The 18,776-nt window shown below is 56.0% G+C and carries 20 protein-coding genes; 14 read left to right on the forward strand and 6 right to left on the reverse strand.

The features are described from left to right. Nucleotides 1-38 precede the first annotated feature (38 nt). The 5 genes from B2J69_RS20295 to B2J69_RS20315 all read left to right on the forward strand — a co-directional run bounded on the left by B2J69_RS20295 (nt 39) and on the right by B2J69_RS20315 (nt 4,229). The gene (locus tag B2J69_RS20295) at nt 39-791 is read left to right on the forward strand and encodes an alpha/beta fold hydrolase (protein ID WP_081141737.1); all 753 of its coding nucleotides are present in this window, start codon (nt 39-41) and stop codon (nt 789-791) included. Between the two features lie 10 nt (nt 792-801). Then, complete coding sequence (locus B2J69_RS20300) at nt 802-1,992, forward strand: cytochrome c biogenesis protein DipZ (protein WP_081141740.1); 1,191 nt, start codon at nt 802-804, stop codon at nt 1,990-1,992. Between the two features lie 251 nt (nt 1,993-2,243). Then, complete coding sequence (locus B2J69_RS20305) at nt 2,244-2,711, forward strand: hypothetical protein (RefSeq protein ID WP_081141743.1); 468 nt, start codon at nt 2,244-2,246, stop codon at nt 2,709-2,711. 166 nt (nt 2,712-2,877) lie between these two features. Then, nucleotides 2,878-3,495 carry a LysE family translocator gene (locus B2J69_RS20310; protein WP_081141746.1) on the forward strand — a complete coding sequence of 206 codons (618 nt, stop codon included), beginning with the start codon at nt 2,878-2,880 and terminating at the stop codon, nt 3,493-3,495. 329 nt (nt 3,496-3,824) lie between these two features. Beyond that, complete coding sequence (locus B2J69_RS20315) at nt 3,825-4,229, forward strand: tautomerase family protein (RefSeq protein WP_081141749.1); 405 nt, start codon at nt 3,825-3,827, stop codon at nt 4,227-4,229. 101 nt (nt 4,230-4,330) lie between these two features. Here the strand turns inward: B2J69_RS20315 and B2J69_RS20320 are convergent, their stop codons facing one another. Beyond that, nucleotides 4,331-4,855 (reverse strand): GNAT family N-acetyltransferase, encoded by a 525-nt coding sequence (locus B2J69_RS20320; RefSeq protein ID WP_081141754.1) that lies wholly within the window; start codon nt 4,853-4,855, stop codon nt 4,331-4,333. A 424-nt stretch (nt 4,856-5,279) separates the two neighbouring features. Between B2J69_RS20320 and B2J69_RS20325 the strand changes: the two genes are divergently transcribed. Then, complete coding sequence (locus tag B2J69_RS20325) at nt 5,280-5,966, forward strand: RipA family octameric membrane protein (RefSeq protein WP_081141759.1); 687 nt, start codon at nt 5,280-5,282, stop codon at nt 5,964-5,966. A gap of 42 nt (nt 5,967-6,008) precedes the next feature. Here B2J69_RS20325 and B2J69_RS20330 read toward each other — a convergent pair whose 3' ends face one another. Beyond that, nucleotides 6,009-6,734 carry a pirin family protein gene (locus B2J69_RS20330; RefSeq protein ID WP_081141761.1) on the reverse strand — a complete coding sequence of 242 codons (726 nt, stop codon included), beginning with the start codon at nt 6,732-6,734 and terminating at the stop codon, nt 6,009-6,011. A 123-nt stretch (nt 6,735-6,857) separates the two neighbouring features. On the opposite strand from B2J69_RS20330, the gene B2J69_RS20335 reads away from it, so the two are divergent. Further along, nucleotides 6,858-7,745 (forward strand): LysR family transcriptional regulator, encoded by an 888-nt coding sequence (locus tag B2J69_RS20335; protein WP_081141762.1) that lies wholly within the window; start codon nt 6,858-6,860, stop codon nt 7,743-7,745. Between the two features lie 15 nt (nt 7,746-7,760). On the opposite strand, the gene gap is transcribed toward B2J69_RS20335, so the two are convergent. The 4 genes from gap to B2J69_RS24130 all read right to left on the reverse strand — a co-directional run bounded on the left by gap (nt 7,761) and on the right by B2J69_RS24130 (nt 12,078). Then, on the reverse strand, nt 7,761-8,762 hold the full coding sequence (gap, locus tag B2J69_RS20340; RefSeq protein ID WP_081141763.1) for a type I glyceraldehyde-3-phosphate dehydrogenase: 1,002 nt from the start codon (nt 8,760-8,762) through the stop codon (nt 7,761-7,763). 195 nt (nt 8,763-8,957) lie between these two features. Next, nucleotides 8,958-9,269 (reverse strand): hypothetical protein, encoded by a 312-nt coding sequence (locus tag B2J69_RS20345; RefSeq protein WP_081141764.1) that lies wholly within the window; start codon nt 9,267-9,269, stop codon nt 8,958-8,960. Between the two features lie 153 nt (nt 9,270-9,422). Then, nucleotides 9,423-11,348, reverse strand: a complete 1,926-nt coding sequence (locus tag B2J69_RS20350) for a methyl-accepting chemotaxis protein (RefSeq protein WP_081141765.1) — start codon at nt 11,346-11,348, stop codon at nt 9,423-9,425. A gap of 568 nt (nt 11,349-11,916) precedes the next feature. After that, nucleotides 11,917-12,078, reverse strand: coding sequence for a hypothetical protein (locus B2J69_RS24130; RefSeq protein ID WP_158083446.1), 162 nt, complete (start codon nt 12,076-12,078; stop codon nt 11,917-11,919). Nucleotides 12,079-12,517: 439 nt separating this feature from the next. On the opposite strand from B2J69_RS24130, the gene B2J69_RS24395 reads away from it, so the two are divergent. The 7 genes from B2J69_RS24395 to B2J69_RS20375 all read left to right on the forward strand — a co-directional run bounded on the left by B2J69_RS24395 (nt 12,518) and on the right by B2J69_RS20375 (nt 18,774). After that, on the forward strand, nt 12,518-12,685 hold the full coding sequence (locus B2J69_RS24395) for a con-10 family general stress protein (RefSeq protein ID WP_143806321.1): 168 nt from the start codon (nt 12,518-12,520) through the stop codon (nt 12,683-12,685). An 83-nt stretch (nt 12,686-12,768) separates the two neighbouring features. Beyond that, entirely contained in the window at nt 12,769-13,008 is a 240-nt protein-coding gene (locus tag B2J69_RS23965) for a biofilm development regulator YmgB/AriR family protein (protein ID WP_143806322.1), read from the forward strand. 313 nt (nt 13,009-13,321) lie between these two features. After that, nucleotides 13,322-14,302 carry a TIM barrel protein gene (locus B2J69_RS20355; RefSeq protein ID WP_081141766.1) on the forward strand — a complete coding sequence of 327 codons (981 nt, stop codon included), beginning with the start codon at nt 13,322-13,324 and terminating at the stop codon, nt 14,300-14,302. A gap of 52 nt (nt 14,303-14,354) precedes the next feature. After that, a complete protein-coding gene (locus B2J69_RS20360) occupies nt 14,355-15,395 on the forward strand; it encodes a sugar ABC transporter substrate-binding protein (RefSeq protein ID WP_081141768.1) in 1,041 nt (346 codons plus the stop codon). A 16-nt stretch (nt 15,396-15,411) separates the two neighbouring features. Continuing rightward, nucleotides 15,412-16,911, forward strand: a complete 1,500-nt coding sequence (locus B2J69_RS20365) for a sugar ABC transporter ATP-binding protein (protein ID WP_081141771.1) — start codon at nt 15,412-15,414, stop codon at nt 16,909-16,911. 34 nt (nt 16,912-16,945) lie between these two features. Next, nucleotides 16,946-17,917 carry an ABC transporter permease gene (locus tag B2J69_RS20370; RefSeq protein ID WP_081141774.1) on the forward strand — a complete coding sequence of 324 codons (972 nt, stop codon included), beginning with the start codon at nt 16,946-16,948 and terminating at the stop codon, nt 17,915-17,917. Beyond that, complete coding sequence (locus B2J69_RS20375) at nt 17,917-18,774, forward strand: MurR/RpiR family transcriptional regulator (protein WP_081141777.1); 858 nt, start codon at nt 17,917-17,919, stop codon at nt 18,772-18,774. The genes B2J69_RS20370 and B2J69_RS20375 overlap by 1 nt, the downstream gene beginning before the upstream one ends. Nucleotides 18,775-18,776 lie beyond the last annotated feature (2 nt).

Below are 18,776 nucleotides of genomic sequence, written 5' to 3' on the forward strand. Positions count from 1 at the left end.
CAGCAGGCAGACGTTCATCCACCGTTATGAGGTTTACTATGAAAGCCGTTGTCCGTTTTTTCTCCCTGGGCCTGCTGGCCCTTTCTGCCGCTCCGTTGGTACACGCCGACGAAATCCACTCTGTCGTGCTGGTGCACGGCGCCTTTGCCGACGGCAGCAGCTGGGATCGCGTCATTCCACTGCTTCAGGCGAAAAATTATGAAGTGATTGCCGTGCAGCTGCCGCTGACCTCCCTGCAGGATGACGTCACCGCCACGCAGCGCGCGATAGCGCGGGCGAAGGGCGATGTTGTGCTGGCTGGACATTCATGGGGCGGCACCGTCATCACCGAAGCCGGCAACGATGAAAAGGTCAAAGCGCTGGTCTATGTCGCCGCTTTCGCGCCGGACAAGGACCAGACGACCGCCGCCCTGGCCGACAGTTACCCCGCGCCTCCGGGCAGCGCGAGCCTGACAAAATCCGCTGACGGCTTTCTCTCTCTGCCGCCGAGTGCGCTGGCCGATGATTTTGCGCCGGATGTGCCTGCCGCCCAGCAAAAGCTGATGTCAGCCACCCAGGGGCCGATCCGCGCCGCCGCTTTTGGTGACAAGGTGGCGCAGGCAGCCTGGGCGCAGAAGCCGAGCTGGTATCTGGTCAGCACGCAGGACCGCATGATTAATCCCGATCTGCAGCGCGCCATGGCGCACAAAATCCACGCACAGACGCGCGAGGTGGCTTCCAGTCATGTCTCGATGGTCAGTCACCCGGACGACGTGGCGCGCATGATCACTGCCGCCGTGCAGGCAAAGTAAGGAGCTGATTATGTTACTGTTTATTGCTTTTCTGGCTGGCATGCTGACGCTGCTCAGTCCCTGCACGCTGCCGGTCATTCCGTTTGTGTTCGCCAGCGTGCGCGGGCGCAACGGGCAGCTGCTGGCGCTGCTGAGCGGCATGGTCATTATGTTCACCTCTGTGGCGTTGCTGGCGACGGTGGCGAGCCAGTGGGTTGTTCGCATTACCGCCGCCGGACGCTGGATTGCGCTGCTGTTTCTGACCCTGACGGCGCTGACGCTGCTTTCTTCGCGCATAGCGCAGTTCATTACCCAGCCAGTTGTCGCGATGGGAAACCAGCTGAACAGCGCCAGTCACCGCAACAGCGGTCTGCTTGCGGCCCTGCTGGCGGGGCTGGCAACCGGCCTGCTCTGGTCGCCGTGCGCAGGCCCGGTGCTGGGCGCCATTCTCAGTCTGGCGGTCGTGGCAAACAATCCGCTATCGGTCAGCCTGCTGCTTGCTGCCTACGGCAGCGGCGCGGCCATCATGCTGGGGCTGATCGGGTTCGCCGGACGCAGCCTGATCGCGCGGCTTCGCCCTGGGCTGGCCTTCACGACACGCCTGCGGCAGGGAGCCGGTGCGCTGATGCTGGCCTCGGTCGCGCTGATCGGTAGTGGGTCTGTGAGCCTGCTGCAAAGCACGCCAGCCTTTGCGCAGAATCTTGAGCAGCGCATGAGTCAGTGGATGGCAAAACCGGAACCGGCTGTCCGCCTCGAACCCGTGGCGATGCCGCAAACCAGCAGCGCGCTGCCCTCGCTGGAGGGCGGGACGTCGTGGCTGAACGGCGCGCCGCTCACGCCTGAAAAGCTGAAAGGTAAAGTGGTGCTGGTCGATTTCTGGACCTATGACTGTATCAACTGCCAGCACACCCTGCCCCATGTTCGCGACTGGGCAAATAAATATCAGGCACAGGGACTGGTGGTGGTCGGCGTGCACACGCCAGAATATCCCTGGGAGCGCGATAAGCAAGCCGTGAGCCGCGCCGTCAGAGAGTGGCGGCTGCCTTACCCCGTGGTGGCAGATAATGATTACGCTATCTGGAATCGCTTTGGTAACCAGTACTGGCCTGCGCACTATCTTTTCGATGCGCACGGTCAGCTGCGCTATAGCGCCTTTGGCGAGGGAAACTACGCCGAACAGGAGAAGGTGATTAGGCAACTGCTGAAGGAGGCCAGAGCGTAGCGGCAACCATTCTGGGCGGGGCTTCACGCTTCATCTTTAAGGTCGCCATCAACGGCGACCTTTTTATCTGTTGATGATGAATATTTTGTCAGCGGACAGGCCAGCGTCACGGCACAGGGTTCGAGAAAGGCGGTAACGCTGAAGAGCGTGGGTCTAACATACCAGCGCTTATTTAATTGAAATAATCACCGGCGCATGTGATAACAGGTCATGCCCGCATCCAGCGTGCACGCGGCTAAAAAGGAGGTGTGATGAAAAACTCTGCTCCTGAACAAAAAGCAGTAACCATTGAGACGGTGCTAAAACATTTTCCCAACTGGTCTGAAGAGGCAAAACAGCGGCTCAGGAACATTGGTGACGCAGACTGGGCTGACAATGACAAAGCCACAGTGACCTTTACCTATTCATCCACTGACGTGAACATTCAGTTACAGCTCGCTGCTCCCGCAAATTATCTGTTTAAAGGCCAGGCGATAAATACGCTTAGCCCTCCTCTGAACGATCCGGGTGGTGCCGGTACGCTTTTTTATGACAATATCGATGAATTACTGGCTGAAGGCACCGAGTTTCATGTTTATCCAAATACCGATGACGGGCTTTCTTCGCAGTTCTTAGTTATTTTATTCTGTGATCCTAACGACCTGTATGGGCTATTCACCTATACAAATATTCAGTCATTCGAAGGTAATGCAGTACAGGGGGCCGGTGTCTGGAGTTAATGCCTGAGATCACGCTGCCCTCTCTTCTCTCTACGGGATTGGTACCTGAATTCAGCGGGAAGGAAAAGCGGGTGTCCTGGTTCTGGAGAGTAAACGTTGGGGCTGTGATAGGGCACAGCTGAAGGCTACTGATTTAGCTGACACTGAAAAAAAATGGAGAAGATAAATGACCATTGACTGGATTGCGCTTTCTGCTATTGGTGTGGCTATCACGATCGGCGCAATGAGCCCGGGAGTGAGCTTTCTTCTCGTTGCCCGCACGGCCATGTCCAGTTCGCGACGGGCGGCATTATTTGTAGCAGCGGGTATGGGTTTTGGCGCGCTGGTCTTTGCTGCCATCGCGTTAGCGGGTCTTCACACCTTACTGACGTTGATTCCATCACTTTACACCGCGCTGAAAATTGTCGGCGGTTGCTATCTTCTGTGGCTGGCGTTGAAAATGATCCGTCGTCCTTCAACCCGGTTTAACGATCCTGGCGTTTCACAGAACCTCAGCGCCTCGAAAGCTTTTATTACCGGTGTCTTCACACAAATCAGCAATCCCCATACCGCTCTGGTATTTGCCAGTATCTTTTCTGCGGCGCTTAGCAAAGATATTCAGCCGGTTATGTATATCATTCTGCCCATCATGGCCTTTGTTATCGATGTACTCTGGTATGCCGTCGTTGCATGCCTGTTATCCACTGAAGGGCCGCGCCAGGCTTACATTAAATACCGTAAATTTTTAGACAGGCTAAGCGGAGCCGTCATGGCCTTGCTTGGGATTCGACTGCTGTTAAAGTAAGTCAAACGAGTCGATTTTAGTTTATGGATACGCAGCTGACTGCCCTATACACCGCTACCCACCATAGGTGGGTAGCGGACTTACTGGATAAAATGGCATTACAAAAAGCGATGAAGTCAAAAAAGAACGCGGAACTGTCAAGTCAAATAGTCATACAAGCATAATTATCTTCCAGTGATTTAGCAGTAAGGTCCGCTTTGAGCGAAAAGCGGACATACAATTGCGCTCACGTTTTCAATTATGTCATCTTAGGAAGCTCTAAATAGCCGAAAGTCTTTGGCAACGCCTGTAATAATAACGCTAAGCAATAGTTAATATGAGGAGTAATAATGCCTGGAATAACTCTCACACTGTCTGGCACTAAGAATGAAATGTTAACCAAAAAGTGCGTACTTTTAGCCACTCAAATTACGTGCGATGTATTAAAGAAAAACAGCTTTGAAACAATGGTTATAGTGAGACATATAGATAAAGACGACTGGTTTATTGATGGTAAAAGTTTGAATGAATGGGGGAAAAATTCGTTTAGACTCGAAGTTACAGTCGTAGATGAAACATGTAGCAAAGATCAGAAAGCGGCGTACCAAAAAGCAATTTACAATGCTATGGACCAGGCCATTGGTAACTTACATCCTCAGTCGAACGTGCACGTTATTGATTGCAAAGCTGCGTCATATGGATATACAGGGATAACCCAAGAATATAGGTATCAGCATAAAGAGGAGTTTTACTAAAAATAAGTCTGGCTGCTATACCGTTAATCTGTCGTATCTGAGTTTTACTCTTAAAACACTAACGTCCGCTTCCGGCACAAAGCGGACGTTATGCCCGCGTCTCATTGCGATTGATCAGTGTGCTGAATGTTAAGCTCATAAACTACGCAGGTTGTGTCGTAATGCCACTCTATAGCTTTGTAAGTCATCCCTAGCCGCTGCATCACTTTCTGAGAGGGAATATTTTCAGGATCGGCAACAGCCACTAAATACGTGGCGCCTGTCTGCACTGCTGCGAATGCAATAATTGCTCTAGCCGCTTCTGTTGCATAGCCTTTGCCATTCTGTTCCGGCACGAGCCGCCAGCCAATCTCTAAAGGTGCACCCTCAACGTTTGCCAGATGCTGAAGGCATGCTGCGCCAACGACAATCTCAGAAGCCTTTTCTTTAATAGCCCACCACGAATACCCGTAACTTTCCCAACGCGACTGAACACGCCTTATACTTTCCCAGGTCTCTTCGGGGGTTTTAACAATCCCTTTGTTGATATAACGCATCACGCGGGAATCGTTATCCATCATCCTCAAACCCTCATAGTGTGAGTCATGGAAGGGTTCTAGCCTCAAACGCGCAGTTTCTAAATCCATCTGACGTCTCTTTTTACATGAAGGGGATAGCATGATGCCCTCCCTCTATCACTGGCACTGAACCTGTCACGCCGTGAAGGCGACAGGCTGTAACCTTTATCGCTGAATCTTCTGTCAGGACTGGCTCTCTTCGCTCCGATTTTCCTGGCATACTCGGTGGCAGACTCGTCCTTCCACGGATAGGGATAAATGCGGTTACCCTTATCGGCAGACAGGCCCCATTCAAGGCGAATCTCGTATTTATCCTGACTGAACCATTGCACGATGCTTTCTCCGTTACAGGTTGCCGGTGAGACCCTGAAACATTACCGTTCTGCCCGACGCTGCGCCATCTGAATGGCAAACATCTCCTCGGCCGCGCTTTGCCCTGCGGCCCCCCTCCATTACACTGTGCCCATCGCGTATCACCTGTATGGATAATGAAATGAGAATTGAAAAGGCGGATGAACCCTTCCTGCACACCTTTTTCGGCGACGCCGCAACGGCTATCGCGCCCGGCTCCGCGCAGGCGGAAGATCTACGGCAGGCGCTGTTGAGCGCCCGCGCGCAGCGCATGGCTGAAGTGGAAGGAGACTGGAAGCGCAACGCGCTGTTTCTGGCGCTGTTTGTATTTCTGTATGGCGCACTCGGCGCTTCGCTGACGCTGGATCTCGCCACCCACAGCACCGGCCATAAAAGCCTCGACTATGCGCTGCAGGCGGTGCCGGTGCTGATCGCCTTCTCCGGCTTCTTCCTGTCGCTACTGTTTCTGTTCGTCACCCGCAGCAGCGCCCGTCGGCTGCAAAACTGGGAGCGCGCTATCGTGCTGTTGGAGAAATACAGCGGCGGCAACCTCTATAAGCAGATCCTGGATTTGGGGGCGCGCACCACGCACTACTCGTTTTCCGCCATTAACGTCGCGCTGGCGCTGTTTATCTGCCTGACCTGGGTGGTGATGTATAACTTCTTCACCTTTACCACCAGCGGGGTGATCGGCAGCGTGATTTCGCTGTTTATCACCACCATGACCTATGTAATCCTCGACATTCAGCTGCTGAAACCGCACAGGCTCGACCATGAGGAGCCCGCCGGGCTGGAGAAAGAGCCAGAGAAAAAGCAGGACGACAAATAAAGAAAAAGCCCGACGCAACAGCGTCGGGCTTTTTTTCAGGCGTTAGCGGCTCGGGTGGTTGACCTCAACCGGACGCAGATCGAACAGCAGCACTTCAGCATTATCGCCTTCGCTAAAGGCGAGGCTTTTCTCGTTGCGCACTCGCGCGCCGTCGCCGGCGTTGAAGCGGATGCCGTTAACCGTCACGCTGCCGCGCGCCACGTGGATATAGGCGTAGCGATCCTCATCCAGCGTGAACGTCTGCGCTTCTTCCCCATCGAACAGACCGGCATAGAGCCGCATATCCTGGCGCACCGTCAGCGAGTTGCCCTCGCCTTCCGGCGACACGATCAGACGCAGTTGACCGCGTTTTTCGCTTTCCGGCACAGAGATCTGCTGATAGCCCGGCTGGGTGCCTTTTTCCGCCGGCACAATCCAGATCTGCAGGAAGTGAACGCCGTCGCTTTTCGAGTGGTTGAACTCGCTGTGCGTTACGCCGCTGCCCGCGCTCATCAACTGCACGTCGCCGGGAACAATAACGGAGCCAGTGCCCATAGAGTCTTTATGCTCCAGCGCCCCTTCCAGCACGTAAGAGAGGATCTCCATATTGCTGTGCGGATGCGCGCCGAAACCGCGTGAAGCCGCGACGCGGTCGTCGTTAATCACCAGCAGGTCGGAGAAGCCGCTCTGTTTCGGATCCCAGTAGTTGGCAAATGAAAAGGTGTGGCGTGAATGCAGCCAGCCGTGGTCACCGAGGCCGCGCTGCTCTGACAGACGTTGCTCAATCATGGTGTGCTCCTGTGTTGTAAGGGGGAAGCGCCGTTGCCCTTCCGATGGAACAGATAATACCGTAAACTAATCCCTTTAAAAACAGGCCGAAATGGCAATCACTGTCACAAATAAGTGGACACTATGCTGATTGAAGACCTTCGCATTTACGTCGCCGTTATCCATGCCGGCAACTTTACCGCTGCGGCCGACCAGCTGATGTTATCCAAGCAGTACGTCAGCCGCCGCATGGCCGCGCTGGAGGCGTCGCTGGGATCGCAGCTGCTGATCCGCAACACGCGCAAGCTGTCGGTTACCGAAGCGGGCATGCTGTTTTTGCCGCATGCGCAGCGCATTCTCGACGATATCCGTGAGGCAGAGCAGGCGATGTCGACGCGGCGGCAGGAGCTGCACGGCACCTTCCGTATCAGCATGCCGATGTCGTTCGGCATGAGTCACCTGTCGCCGCTTATCGCGCAGTTTCTGGCGCAGCACCCGGCGCTGCAGTTTCATATCGAGCTGGCGGATCGCTACGTCGATATGATCGGCGAAGGGTTTGATATGGCGATTCGCATCGGCGCGCTGGCGGACTCGACGCTGATTGCGCGACGCCTCGGCGAGCAGCGACGTCTAATCTGCGCCAGCCCTGCCTACCTGGCGCGCGCGGGCGAACCCCACACGCCGGACGATCTGGCGCAGCACGCCTGTCTGCGCTACGGGCGGGAAGCCCTGAGCGGCTGGGAGCTACAGCAGGCGGGTAAACGCAGAAGCGTGATGGTGCAGGGGCCGATGCTGAGCAATAACGGCGAGGTGCTGCGCGATGCGGCGGTAGCGGGGCTGGGGCTGGTGCTGCTGCCGGCGTTTATTGTCGGGCCAGCGTTACAGCGCGGTGAGCTGGTGAGCGTGCTGGAACCGTTTCAACCCGCACCGCTCTGCCTGAACGCGGTCTATCCGCAGCATCGCCAGCGCAGCGAGGTTAACCGCGTGCTGCTTAATTTTCTGCAGGCGCAGCTGGGAGAGAAAGCGGGCTAACCAGCCCGCTCGCGTTTACAGCGTCACGTAGAGGTGCAGCACGCGCACCAGCTGCGTCACAAAGCCATACTCGTTATCGTACCAGGAGACAGTTTTCACCAGCTGCACGTCGCCCGCTTCGCTGATCTCGGTCTGGGTCGCATCGAAAATCGAGCCGTAGGGCACGCCGATCACGTCGGTCGAGACAATCTGATCGTCGGTGTATTTAAACGACTCGTTATTCTCGCAGGCGCGCTGCAGAGCGGCGTTGATCTCGTCGACCGTGACCTTTTTCTCCAGAATCGACACCAGCTCGGTGACCGATCCGGTTTTGGTCGGCACGCGCTGCGCGTGGCCCTTCAGCTTGCCGGTCAGCGCCGGGATCACCAGGCCGATCGCCTTGGCCGCGCCGGTGCTGTGCGGAATGATATTTTCCGCTGCCGCGCGCGAGGAGCGGAAATCTTTGCCGCGCGGCCCGTCTACCAGCGCCTGAGTGCCGGTGTAGGCGTGAATGGTGGTCATGGTGCCGACCTTGATGCCGAAGCTGTCATGCAACGCTTTCGCCATCGGCGCCAGACAGTTGGTGGTGCAGGAGGCGACGGAGATGATCTTGTCCTCCGCGCTGATGGTGTCATGGTTGACGTTATAGACGATGGTTTTCATCTCGCCGGCGGGCGCGGAGATCAGCACCTTGCCCGCGCCGGCGTCCAGATGCGCCTGCGCTTTTTCCGCCGAGGTATAGAAGCCGGTGCACTCAATCACCACGTCAACGCCCAGCGATCCCCAGGGAATGTTCTTCGCCTCTTTCTCGGCAAACACCGTAATTTTCTTGCCGTTGACCTGCAGCGCGTTGCCCTCCACGCTGACCTCGCCGTGGAAGGCGCCGTAGTTAGAATCATATTTCAGCAGATAGGCGAGCATTTCCGGCGAGGTGAGGTCGTTGATCGCCACCACCTCCACCGCTTCCTGCTGTTCCAGAATGCGCCTTAAAACCAGGCGGCCGATACGGCCAAAGCCGTTGATGCCAATTTTCTTCATGGTGTTCTCCCAAATCCAGTCACACTGCGCGTTGAGGGTTGATCTCGGATTAACCTGGGTACCCAACCCTTTATGGCATCGCCAGGTTGCACTGCGGTGAAGCCACGGAGTATAGCCTGCGCGGAAGGGGTAAAATTGTCAGCAAGAGGCGTGACGGGGATAACCATCAGACAGAAAAAAACCGCCGCTGGCGGTTTAATCCTTGAAGCGTTTACGCCTGAACATGGCGTTCTGTTTGCTGCGGTTCACTTTTCGTTTCGCATACGCCATCACGGTGGTCCAGTCGGGATCGGCGGTATTTTTCATGTAAAAACTGAGCGCATCCGCCAGTTCGCCCCATTTTTGCACCTGAATCTGTGCGTCGCTGGTGAGCGTCGTCTTTAGCGTCTCGATCACGCTGTCGACCTTCTTTTTCACTTCCGGCAATGTTTCGCCAGTCTGATACCCTGCTGCAATGCGCCGCAATTCCAGCGCGTAATGACCAATATCGACCTTTTTTATAAACAAAAATACCTCTGCTCTTTATGGCCAGGCTATTAAGCATAGCGGGTATCGCCGCAGGCGGGGCGCAAAAGCGAAATTTTTCAGGCTGTTGCTTACGCCGTAACCGGCTGGGCAGCAGCGAGGCCAGGCTGGCCCCGCTGCTGATTACTCACCGTTTTATTGTGTGCGGAAGACGGCAACCATATGACGCAGCTGTCCGGCGCGTTCCGCCAGATCGCCCGCTGAGGACGCCGACTGCTCCACCAGCACCGCATTCTGCTGCGTCACCTGATCCATCTGGTTAACCGCAATATTCACCTGCGCGACGCCGCTGCTCTGCTCCGCCGACGAAGAGGAGATATCGCGGATCAGCTGAGAGGTCTGCTCGATGGCGCTCAGGCTTTGCTTAACCTTATCGCCCGCGCTTTGCGCCATGCCCATCCCTTCCTGCGCCTGACTGACAGAGTGCTCGATCAGGCTTTTGATCTCTTTCGCGGCGCTGGCGGAACGCTGCGCCAGCGCGCGCACCTCGGTCGCCACCACGGCGAAGCCTTTGCCCGACTCACCGGCTCGCGCGGCTTCCACCGCGGCGTTAAGCGCCAGGATATTGGTCTGGAACGCAATGCTGTCAATCACCGAGGTGATCTCTTCAATTTGTCCGGAGCTGCCGCGAATTTTGCGCATCGCGTCCATCACCGCATCCATCGCCTCGCCGCTCATCAGCGCCGCCTGAGTGGCGGAAACGGCTTTATCTGACGCAAAGCGGGTATTGTCGGCGTTCTGCTGAATAATCGACGCCAGCTGCTCCATGCTGGCAGCCGTTTGCGCCAGCGAAGCGGCCTGCTCTTCGGTACGGGAAGAGAGATCGCCGTTGCCCTGCGCAATCTCTTCCGACGAGGTGGCGATAGTCGACGCATGGTTTTTGATATCGGATACCAGCCGCGCCAGCTGCTGCTGCATTTGCATTAAGGCCTGCAGCAGCGCCGCCATCTCATTGCTTCCGGTAATATGCAGGCGCGAGGTTAAATCGCCCGCCGCCACCTGGCTGGCGAGGCTAACCGCCTGCTGCAGCGGACGCGTAACGGAGCGGCTGATCATCAGGGCCACGAAAACCGCCACCAGTGCGACCGCCAGCAGACCGGCCAGCAGCAGATATTGCGCATGACGACGTGCATCGATTTGCGTTTGCAGCATCTGCGCCAGCCGATCGCCGTTTTGCTCGCCCAGCGCGCTGAACTGATTAATCGCCTGCGTGAACACCCGCACATACTCCACTGGAGCAACGCTGCTGTTTCGGCTAATGAAGATGCCTCCGGCGAGCTGCAGCGCGCTCAGCGCCTGCTGATTCGCCTGCTGTGCCGCCGCGCTAAAATCCGCCGCGAGCGCCGGCTCGATGGCGAACACCTTATCCAGGTTGACGCTGAACTGTTCCAGCGCCGTTTTGCCCGCGTCGATCTGGAACGTCATGCGGCTATAGTCGCTGTCAGTAATGGTGCCGGAGGCGATCAGCGAGGCGCCGGCGGCTCTGATCTGCCCCAGCGTCTCGGTAAGCTGCGGCAGGCGGTTAAAAATGCTGGTAATCAGCTGGTAGGTGTTGAGATCGCTGTCCAGCGACATGCCGTAAAAGTCCAGCACGTCGAGATTGGCGCTCAGCATAATTTGAATCAGGTGAGCATGATCGGTGAGGCTGTCGGCAAACGAGAGCGCGTTGCCGTTGATGGCGCTCTGCAGCTGCATCCAGGCCTGATCCAGCTTTTCGAGCCGCTGTAAGGGCTGCGCGCCTGCATCCTGCGCGCGAAGCGCCGACTCGATAGTCGCTGAAAGGCGGTTTATCTCCTCAACCAGCGCGAGACGCGGCGGGTTATCGGGCTTTTTCAGCGCGATGGCGATGGCGGTCTCCGCGCGATGGCGCTGCAGCAAATTCAGCAGCTTCAGCATCTGTTTCTCAACCGGTACGCCGCTCAGCTCGCGCTGTTTGGCATTAATCAGTTGATTACCCGTCTGAATAAATAGCGTTGTCGGTAATATAAACAAAATCAGGGCGAATAAACCCAGAATAAGAAATTTGGCTGGCAGGTTAATTTTATCGAGTATGTTTTTCATCACTTTCCATTCTGTGTAGTCAAACTGGTGGGTTAACGCAATGCGCGCAAAATATAAGCCGCCTTATTTTTTCCAGGCGGGTTATCGCCTGGCTGCAGGGTTTATAGCGATATTTACCTGCTCGCTCTGACAAAAAAATATTCAGCAGAAATGGATTATAGGTTGCTAACGGTGATTTACCACGTCATACACAGGCGATTTTTACTGGAGATCGATATTAAGTCAAATCACTTCATTTCCTTATATATCAACTAGATAAGCAAAGCCATCTTCTATACTTTCTTCCTCATGATAAGCAACGCTACTGGGTGGATTTTTATTACTGCTAAAATGTAAAGTTTATCGTCTGTCTGCCGATATCCCGCCGCCTGTGGGTTAACGGTTATTATCAGGATAAGCGAAAGCGCATTTTTCGCGCGGACGTAATGGCTTTAAAAATAACCAAAAATTAAGAGGAGAATTATTTTTTCCGGAATGACTATTCGCCCGATAATCAGGCGTGGGGATTAAACGAGTGGGTATTTATTACACGTTAACGCATTAAAAAAAGCAAAAGCGATCGCACTAGCTAAGGAGTCAGTTTGCTGCGGGCAAGCCACGCCTTCCAGCGGTTTTCCACCAGGTGATAGCGGTAGCCGCGGAAACTGTCGCGCCGCAGCCAGCGCTCTTCAAAAAACTCATCGCTGCGGATCCAGCGTTCAAACTGCTGACGCTCTAACTCCTCATTCATTCTCGCCCTGCCTCTCTCACTCCCGCTTCGTTTAGGGGATGAGTATAGCCGACGAATGTCGCATTTTGTGCGCTGCGCCCAGCCGGTTAAAGCTATCCTTCGCTGCCGTGGGTTATCAGCGCGCTGTTCCGCTTCAGGTTCACCTTTCAAACCAGAGAGAAATGCTGCGCTAACTAAAATCCGCACGTAAATGACTGGTGAGGATGTGATTTCATTCACGGATCGGGATTTTTTGTAAATGTGTACAGTGGATAACGAAGTGTACAAAAAGAAAATTTAAGTGATGCAATATGAATAAATTAGGCGCTCTTTTCTTTAAGTCGTTATTAATCCTCATTAAAAATTAAATTTTCACCCTGAGTTTTCGCATTGAAATAACCCGCTGCTGATTACATAGTTCTTTTGTCTGTGGTGAATCGTGATAACGCGAGGTGACGATATGTTTCAACGACGCAGCGGTGGCAGTGTCAGCGACCATCCCGAGCGAGCCCGCGAAGCGGAACGCAAAAGCGGCAATAGCAAAAATAGCCCGGAACGCGCGATTGAGGCGGGGCGAACCGGCGGCAAAATAAGCCGACGTCCACTCGCTGAAAAAGCCGCGCCATAGCTGTGGCAGCGTCCATTACCCTTTAGCGCACAGCGCGATGCGGCGACTGAAACGTTGCTATCCCCCTTTAACTGGAGGAAACCATGCCAGATAACCGTAGCGAAACGCCTGATCCAGCGGTGAGAAGCCCTTCTCTCCACGACGAAGCCGCGATCCGCTACCTGACCATCGGGCGGATCGTCTGCGAACTGATGAATAGCGATCGGCCGATTAATCGCCAGGCGATATGCTGCAAATTATTAAAGCGGCTGGAGCAGGCGCAGTGTCGGGATGAAAAGCGAGTTTATCATCGGCTTCTTCGCATGCTTTTTGGCCGACATTAAGCGTTTATTTAGCCGTGCCGTCGGCACCTCTTTTTTGCGTCACGCCAGGGAAAAAAACAACAAAGAGTGAATTTGTGATTCTGTTAGCCCGCCGCCGAGCGGGCTTTTTTTTGCCTGTGATGCGGCCGTTTGGCGCTACTCCTGTCTGTCGCCCTGTTTGTGCTTTTGTGCATTCTTTCGTGAGCGCCCTCGCAAAACAGATTTTTCTCCCGCTCTTCCTCTTGTGAAAAAAAATCGCAAGCGTATAAAAAATACTACTTCACATAATTTTGTGAAAAAAGAAAGTACTTCACAATTGGTTTAGGGACCTCACATGTCGGAATTAAAATTCGCAACACGCCTGAACTCTTTTGCCTCTGGGGCGCATCGTTACTGGCCGGATCTGCAGGGCAAGCCCTCGGTATTGCAGATGATCGCACGCGCCGGAACCGTCAAAGGCCTGACGCATCTCGACCTGAACTACCCGCAGCACATCACGCAGGATATCCCGTCGATGCGGCAGGCAATCGAGGATGCCGGCCTGGCGGTGAACGGGATGCAAATGCGCTGGGATGCGCCGCAGTTTAAAATCGGCGCCTTCACGCATCCCGACGCCGCCGTGCGTCGCGAAGCCATTGAACTCACCAAGCGCGGCATCGACGCCGGACGCGAATTCGGCGCCAGCCTGATGACGCTGTGGATGGGACAGGATGGTTTCGACTACTGCTTCCAGGCAGATTACAAAAAAATGTGGGAAGACGCGGTGAGCGCCGTGCGCGAGGTCGCGGAGTATGCGCCCGATATCGACGTCAGCATCGAATATAAGCCCAACGAGCCGCGCGCCTACAGCATCTTCCCCAACGTCACTACCTGCCTGCTGGCGGTAGAGGAAGCGGGCAGCCCTAACCTCGGCATTACGCTCGATTTCGCCCATGTGCTCTTCGCCAACGAAATTCCCGCCTGGGCGGCGGCGATGGTGGCGCGTCGTTCACGGCTGCTGGGACTGGATCTCAATGACGGCTGGGGCAAACGCGACGACGGCCTGATGGCGGGATCGGTGAACCCGCGCGCCACGCTGGAATTTCTCTGGCAGATGCAGCGCGACGGCTATCAGGGCGCCTACTACTTCGACACCTTTCCCGACGCCAGCGGGCTCGATCCGGTGCGGGAAGCCGAAACCAATATCGCCACCGTGACGCGCCTGCTGAAGCTGTGCGATCAACTGCACGACAACGCTGCGCTGCACGACGCTATCAGCCGCCAGGATGCGGTTAGCTCGCAGCAGATCGTTAATGACATCATGCTTGCCCGCTAGCCAGACATTCGCACCCGCATCGCTCCCTACTACGAGACCGCAGGATAATAAAATGAAAAAACTCTTACTCTCTGTACTCGCCTCGTCGCTGTTTTGCAGCACGCTCTACGCTGCCGAACTGGCGCCGCTGCAGTCTGACACCGAGCCCGACCGCACCGACTGGACGCAGCTCGACAGCAAATATGGCGCGCTGCCAAAAATCGACAGCAAACTGAAGATCGGCGGCGTGTCGAAAACTCTGACCAATGAGTACTGGCGCTCGCTCGGCGAGGGCTACCAGAACGTGGCGAAGCAGTATGGCTTTACCGTCGCCTACCAGGCCGCCGCCAATGAAGATGACCAGCTAGGGCAGCTCTCTATTGCTGAGACCCTGATTTCGCAAGGATTCAACGGCCTGCTGGTGTCGCCGCAGACCGATATCAACCTCGAACCCGCGCTGGAAAGCGCCAACAGCAAAAATATTCCGGTGGTCAACGTTAACGACGCCGTAATGCCGAACGCCCGGTATTACGTCGGCAACGTGCAAAAAGATAACGGCGTGCGCGTGGCTAAGTGGTTTATTCAGCACTATCCGCAGGGCGGCAAAGTCGCGGTAATCGAGGGCCAGCCCGGCGTCTACGCCGCAGGCCAGCGCACGCGCGGCTTCAAAGAAACGCTGCAGGCCAACGGCAAATTCAATCTGGTGGCCAGCGTCCCCGCCAACTGGAGCCGCGAGCAGGCGTTTAACGCCGCCTCAACCATTCTGCAGCAGCATCCCGATCTGATCGGTTTCTACGCCAACAACGACACCATGGCGCTCGGCGTTGTAGAGGCGGTGCGCTCCCTCAATAAATCCGAGCAGACCAGGGTGTTCGGCACCGACGGCATCTCTGACGCCTACGCCTCGATCAAGCGCGGCGAGCTGACCGGCACCGTCGACAGTTTTCCGGTGCTGACCGGCGAAGTGGCGATGGACGTGATGCTGCGGCTGGTGAACGGGCAGAAGCTGTCGCGCGTCATCTCGACGCCGCAGGCGCTGATCACCAAAGAAAACGTCGAGGCGTTTTCCACCAAAGACAACAGCAAGCTACGCCAGCTGTTAACGCAGCAATAACCCAGGCGGAGGGGATATGGAAGAGTATCGCTTAATGATGCGCGGCATCAGCAAAACCTACGGCAGCGCCGCCGCTTTACAAAATGTCGACTTTTCCGTGAAGCCGGGTGAGGTGCACGCGCTGATCGGCGAGAACGGCGCAGGCAAGTCGACGCTGCTGAATATCCTCTCCGGCGTGCGTCCGGCGGACAGCGGCGAGATCAGCGTCAACGGCGCGACGGTGCAGATGAAAAATCCGCTCAGCGCGCGCCATGCTGGCATCGCCATGATCCATCAGGAGCTGCAGCACGTACCGGAACTCTCCGTGGCGCAAAATATGTTTCTCGGCCGGCCGCTGACCAAGGCCGGCGGTCTGTGGGTAGATAAGAAGGCGCAGCTGGCGCGTGCGGCGCTGCTGCTGAAACAGCTCGATCCCACTATCGATCCCGCCGCGCCGATCAAAAGCCTGAAGGTTTCGCAGCAGCAAATTGTCGAAATCGCCCGCGCCCTGCTGGATGACGCGAAGATCATCGCGATGGATGAACCGACCTCCAGCCTGACGCCGCGCGAGTTCGATCGCCTTGCCGAGCTGATCGCCGACCTTAAAGCGATGGGCGTTTCGCTTATCTACGTTTCCCACAAGATGAACGAAATTTTCCGCGTCTGCGATCGCGCCACCATCATGCGCGACGGCCGCCAGGTCGGCGTGGTCAATATCTGTGATGAAAACGAAGAGAGCATCGTCGCGCGTATGGTCGGACGCAAAATCGACAAGCTCGCCCATAACGCCTGGGTGACCGATCGCGAAGTGCTGCGAGTGGAGGATCTGGCGCGCGGCAGCGATATTGCGCCAGCCAGCTTCAGCGTACGCGCCGGCGAGGTGCTGGGCATTGCCGGGCTGGTCGGCGCAGGCCGCACCGAGCTGCTGAAGCTGATTGCCGGACTCGACAAACGCAGCGGCGGCAGCGTGTTTGTTAACGGTCAACCGGTGCGCAACCACAACGTCAGCGCGGCGATCCGCGCCGGCATCGGCCTGGTGCCAGAAGACCGCAAAAAAGAGGGCATTATCAAAGCGCGCGCGGTAAAGATGAATATGGCGCTGCCCTCGCTGCGCCAGTTCACCCGCGCAGGCATCGTCAATCAGCAGAAGCTCAACCAGGCGGCGCACAGCGTAATGAGCGACTTAAAACTGCGTCCGCTCGATATTGAGAAAACCATCGGCACTCTAAGCGGCGGCAATCAGCAAAAAGTGATTATCGGACGCTGGGTCGCCGCCGATGCCAACGTCTTTTTATTCGACGAGCCCACTCGGGGAATTGATATAGGCGCCAAAGCGGAAATTTATAATTTGATTGAAAAACTGGCGCAGGCTGGCAAGGCTATTGTTGTGGTCTCGTCGGAGATGACCGAAATTATTCGCATTGCCGATCGGGTGCTGGTGATGCGCGAAGGGAAAATAACCCAAGAATTAACTGACGACGCGATAACGGAAGAGAATATCGCCCGTTACGCCATTAACGATCTTGAAGCCGTTTAACCTTTTCACCTGCTGAGTTAAAAAGGTCCTGACTATGATGACGCAAACTACCCCACACGCGACGGCGATCGCCTCGTCGCGGTTAAAATTTAATCTGCGCGACGCAGGCACATTAATCGGGCTGCTGATAATTATTATCACCTTCTCTTTTTTGTCGCCGGTCTTTTTTACCCTGCCGAACCTGTTGAATATTTTGCAGCAGTCTTCGATTAACGCCTTAATTGCGCTAGGCATGACGCTGGTAATTATTTCCGGCGGCATCGACCTCTCCGTCGGGCCGACGGCGGCGCTCTCTGCGGTGCTGGGCGCAACGCTGATGATCGCCGGCGTGCCGGTGCCGCTGGCGATCCTTGCGACGCTCGGCATCGGCGCGCTGTGCGGCATCTTTAGCGGCTCGCTGATCGCCTACGCCGGCCTTCAGCCCTTTATCGTCACCCTCGGCGGCCTGTCGCTGTTTCGCGCTATCGCGCTGATCTACACCGGCGGCAGTCCGGTATTCGGCATTCCGCTCTCGTTTCGCAGCCTGATTAACAGCACGCTGTTTGGCGTGCCCATGCCGATCGTGATCGTCGCGGTGATTGCGCTGGTGCTGTGGACGGTGATGAACAAAACCCCGCTGGGCGAATATATTCTCGCCATCGGCGGCAATGAAGAGGCGGCGCGCGTGGCGGGCGTGCCGGTCAAGCGCACCAAAGTGACGGTCTACGTCATTTCCGGCGCGCTGGCGTCGCTGGCCGCGCTGATCCTGATTGGCCGTCTGGGCGCGGCCGAACCCACCATCGGCAACCTCTGGGAGCTGGACGCCATTGCGGCGGCGGCCATCGGCGGCGCCTCGCTGATGGGCGGCAAAGGCAGCATCTTCGGCACGCTGATCGGCGTGATTATTCTCGGCGCCCTGCGTAACGGGTTGACGCTGCTAAATATTCAGGCTTTTTATCAATTGCTTGCCACAGGTCTGATTATTATCATAGCGATGTTGATCGACAGAGCGACCCGAGGCAATTAATGAAGCTAGATCCGCGAGCCATTGGCGCTCAAATCCGCATGCGCATTCCTCAGCTGACGCCCCTTGAGCGTCGCGTGGTGGAAGCGATCCTTGCACGCACAGACATCAGCGAGCGCACCTCTCTTAAAGAGATTGCGCAGGAGAACCGCGTTTCCGAAGCGATGGTGGTCAAGATCGCCAAAAAGCTTAACTTCTCCGGATTCCGGGATTTCAGAAGCGGGTTAATTTATTACAACGACTCTGAAGTGGCCGGGCTGCATGCGGAAATCGAACCAGACGACTCGTCGGAACAATTACTGGCGAAAGTATTCAGAACCTCTATTCAGGCCATCGAAGAGACCATGTCGATCCTGGATATCTCTGAATTCAATCGCGCGGCGGATATTATTTTCAAAGCGCGGCATATCGATCTCTATGCGGTGGGCGGATCGGCAGCGGTCGCGCGCGATCTCTCGCACAAAATGCTGAAGATCGGCATTAAGTCCACCGCCTACGATGATGCCCATATCATGCTGATGTCTGCCGCCGTCTTGTCCGATGACGATGTTGTCATCGCTATCAGCCATTCCGGCTCCACGCGCGCGGTAAACGACCCGGTAAAACTGGCGGCGCGCAATGGGGCGAAAGTGATTGCCATCACCAACTACGCTGAGTCGCCTGTGGCGCGCAACGCGCATGTGGTGCTTAATTCAACCTCTCAGGGATCGCATCTGCTCGGGGAAAACGCCGCTTCGCGTATTGCGCAGCTTAATATTCTTGATGCCTTATTTGTGGCGATCGCCAAAAAAGACCTCAAGCGCGCGGAACGGAATTTAATGAAAACTCAGCATGCGGTTCAGGATCTTCGGGAATTCTAACC

Origin of the sequence: Pantoea latae (genome assembly GCF_002077695.1) — a bacterium.
Taxonomy (GTDB): Bacteria; Pseudomonadota; Gammaproteobacteria; order Enterobacterales; family Enterobacteriaceae; genus Pantoea; species Pantoea latae.

What these genes read in the sequence shown, in the direction of transcription:
- B2J69_RS20365 (WP_081141771.1), top strand. Translation starts at nt 15,412, where the DNA reads ATGGAAGAGTATCGCTTAATGATGCGCGGCATCAGCAAAACCTACGGC.
- B2J69_RS20360 (WP_081141768.1), top strand. Translation starts at nt 14,355, where the DNA reads ATGAAAAAACTCTTACTCTCTGTACTCGCCTCGTCGCTGTTTTGCAGC.
- B2J69_RS24130 (WP_158083446.1), bottom strand. Translation starts at nt 12,078, where the DNA reads ATGAATGAGGAGTTAGAGCGTCAGCAGTTTGAACGCTGGATCCGCAGC.
- B2J69_RS20295 (WP_081141737.1), top strand. Translation starts at nt 39, where the DNA reads ATGAAAGCCGTTGTCCGTTTTTTCTCCCTGGGCCTGCTGGCCCTTTCT.
- B2J69_RS20305 (WP_081141743.1), top strand. Translation starts at nt 2,244, where the DNA reads ATGAAAAACTCTGCTCCTGAACAAAAAGCAGTAACCATTGAGACGGTG.
- B2J69_RS24395 (WP_143806321.1), top strand. Translation starts at nt 12,518, where the DNA reads ATGTTTCAACGACGCAGCGGTGGCAGTGTCAGCGACCATCCCGAGCGA.
- B2J69_RS20310 (WP_081141746.1), top strand. Translation starts at nt 2,878, where the DNA reads ATGACCATTGACTGGATTGCGCTTTCTGCTATTGGTGTGGCTATCACG.
- B2J69_RS20375 (WP_081141777.1), top strand. Translation starts at nt 17,917, where the DNA reads ATGAAGCTAGATCCGCGAGCCATTGGCGCTCAAATCCGCATGCGCATT.
- B2J69_RS20350 (WP_081141765.1), bottom strand. Translation starts at nt 11,348, where the DNA reads ATGAAAAACATACTCGATAAAATTAACCTGCCAGCCAAATTTCTTATT.
- B2J69_RS20320 (WP_081141754.1), bottom strand. Translation starts at nt 4,855, where the DNA reads ATGGATTTAGAAACTGCGCGTTTGAGGCTAGAACCCTTCCATGACTCA.
- B2J69_RS20335 (WP_081141762.1), top strand. Translation starts at nt 6,858, where the DNA reads ATGCTGATTGAAGACCTTCGCATTTACGTCGCCGTTATCCATGCCGGC.
- B2J69_RS20315 (WP_081141749.1), top strand. Translation starts at nt 3,825, where the DNA reads ATGCCTGGAATAACTCTCACACTGTCTGGCACTAAGAATGAAATGTTA.
- B2J69_RS20355 (WP_081141766.1), top strand. Translation starts at nt 13,322, where the DNA reads ATGTCGGAATTAAAATTCGCAACACGCCTGAACTCTTTTGCCTCTGGG.
- B2J69_RS20300 (WP_081141740.1), top strand. Translation starts at nt 802, where the DNA reads ATGTTACTGTTTATTGCTTTTCTGGCTGGCATGCTGACGCTGCTCAGT.
- gap (WP_081141763.1), bottom strand. Translation starts at nt 8,762, where the DNA reads ATGAAGAAAATTGGCATCAACGGCTTTGGCCGTATCGGCCGCCTGGTT.
- B2J69_RS20370 (WP_081141774.1), top strand. Translation starts at nt 16,946, where the DNA reads ATGATGACGCAAACTACCCCACACGCGACGGCGATCGCCTCGTCGCGG.
- B2J69_RS23965 (WP_143806322.1), top strand. Translation starts at nt 12,769, where the DNA reads ATGCCAGATAACCGTAGCGAAACGCCTGATCCAGCGGTGAGAAGCCCT.
- B2J69_RS20325 (WP_081141759.1), top strand. Translation starts at nt 5,280, where the DNA reads ATGAGAATTGAAAAGGCGGATGAACCCTTCCTGCACACCTTTTTCGGC.
- B2J69_RS20330 (WP_081141761.1), bottom strand. Translation starts at nt 6,734, where the DNA reads ATGATTGAGCAACGTCTGTCAGAGCAGCGCGGCCTCGGTGACCACGGC.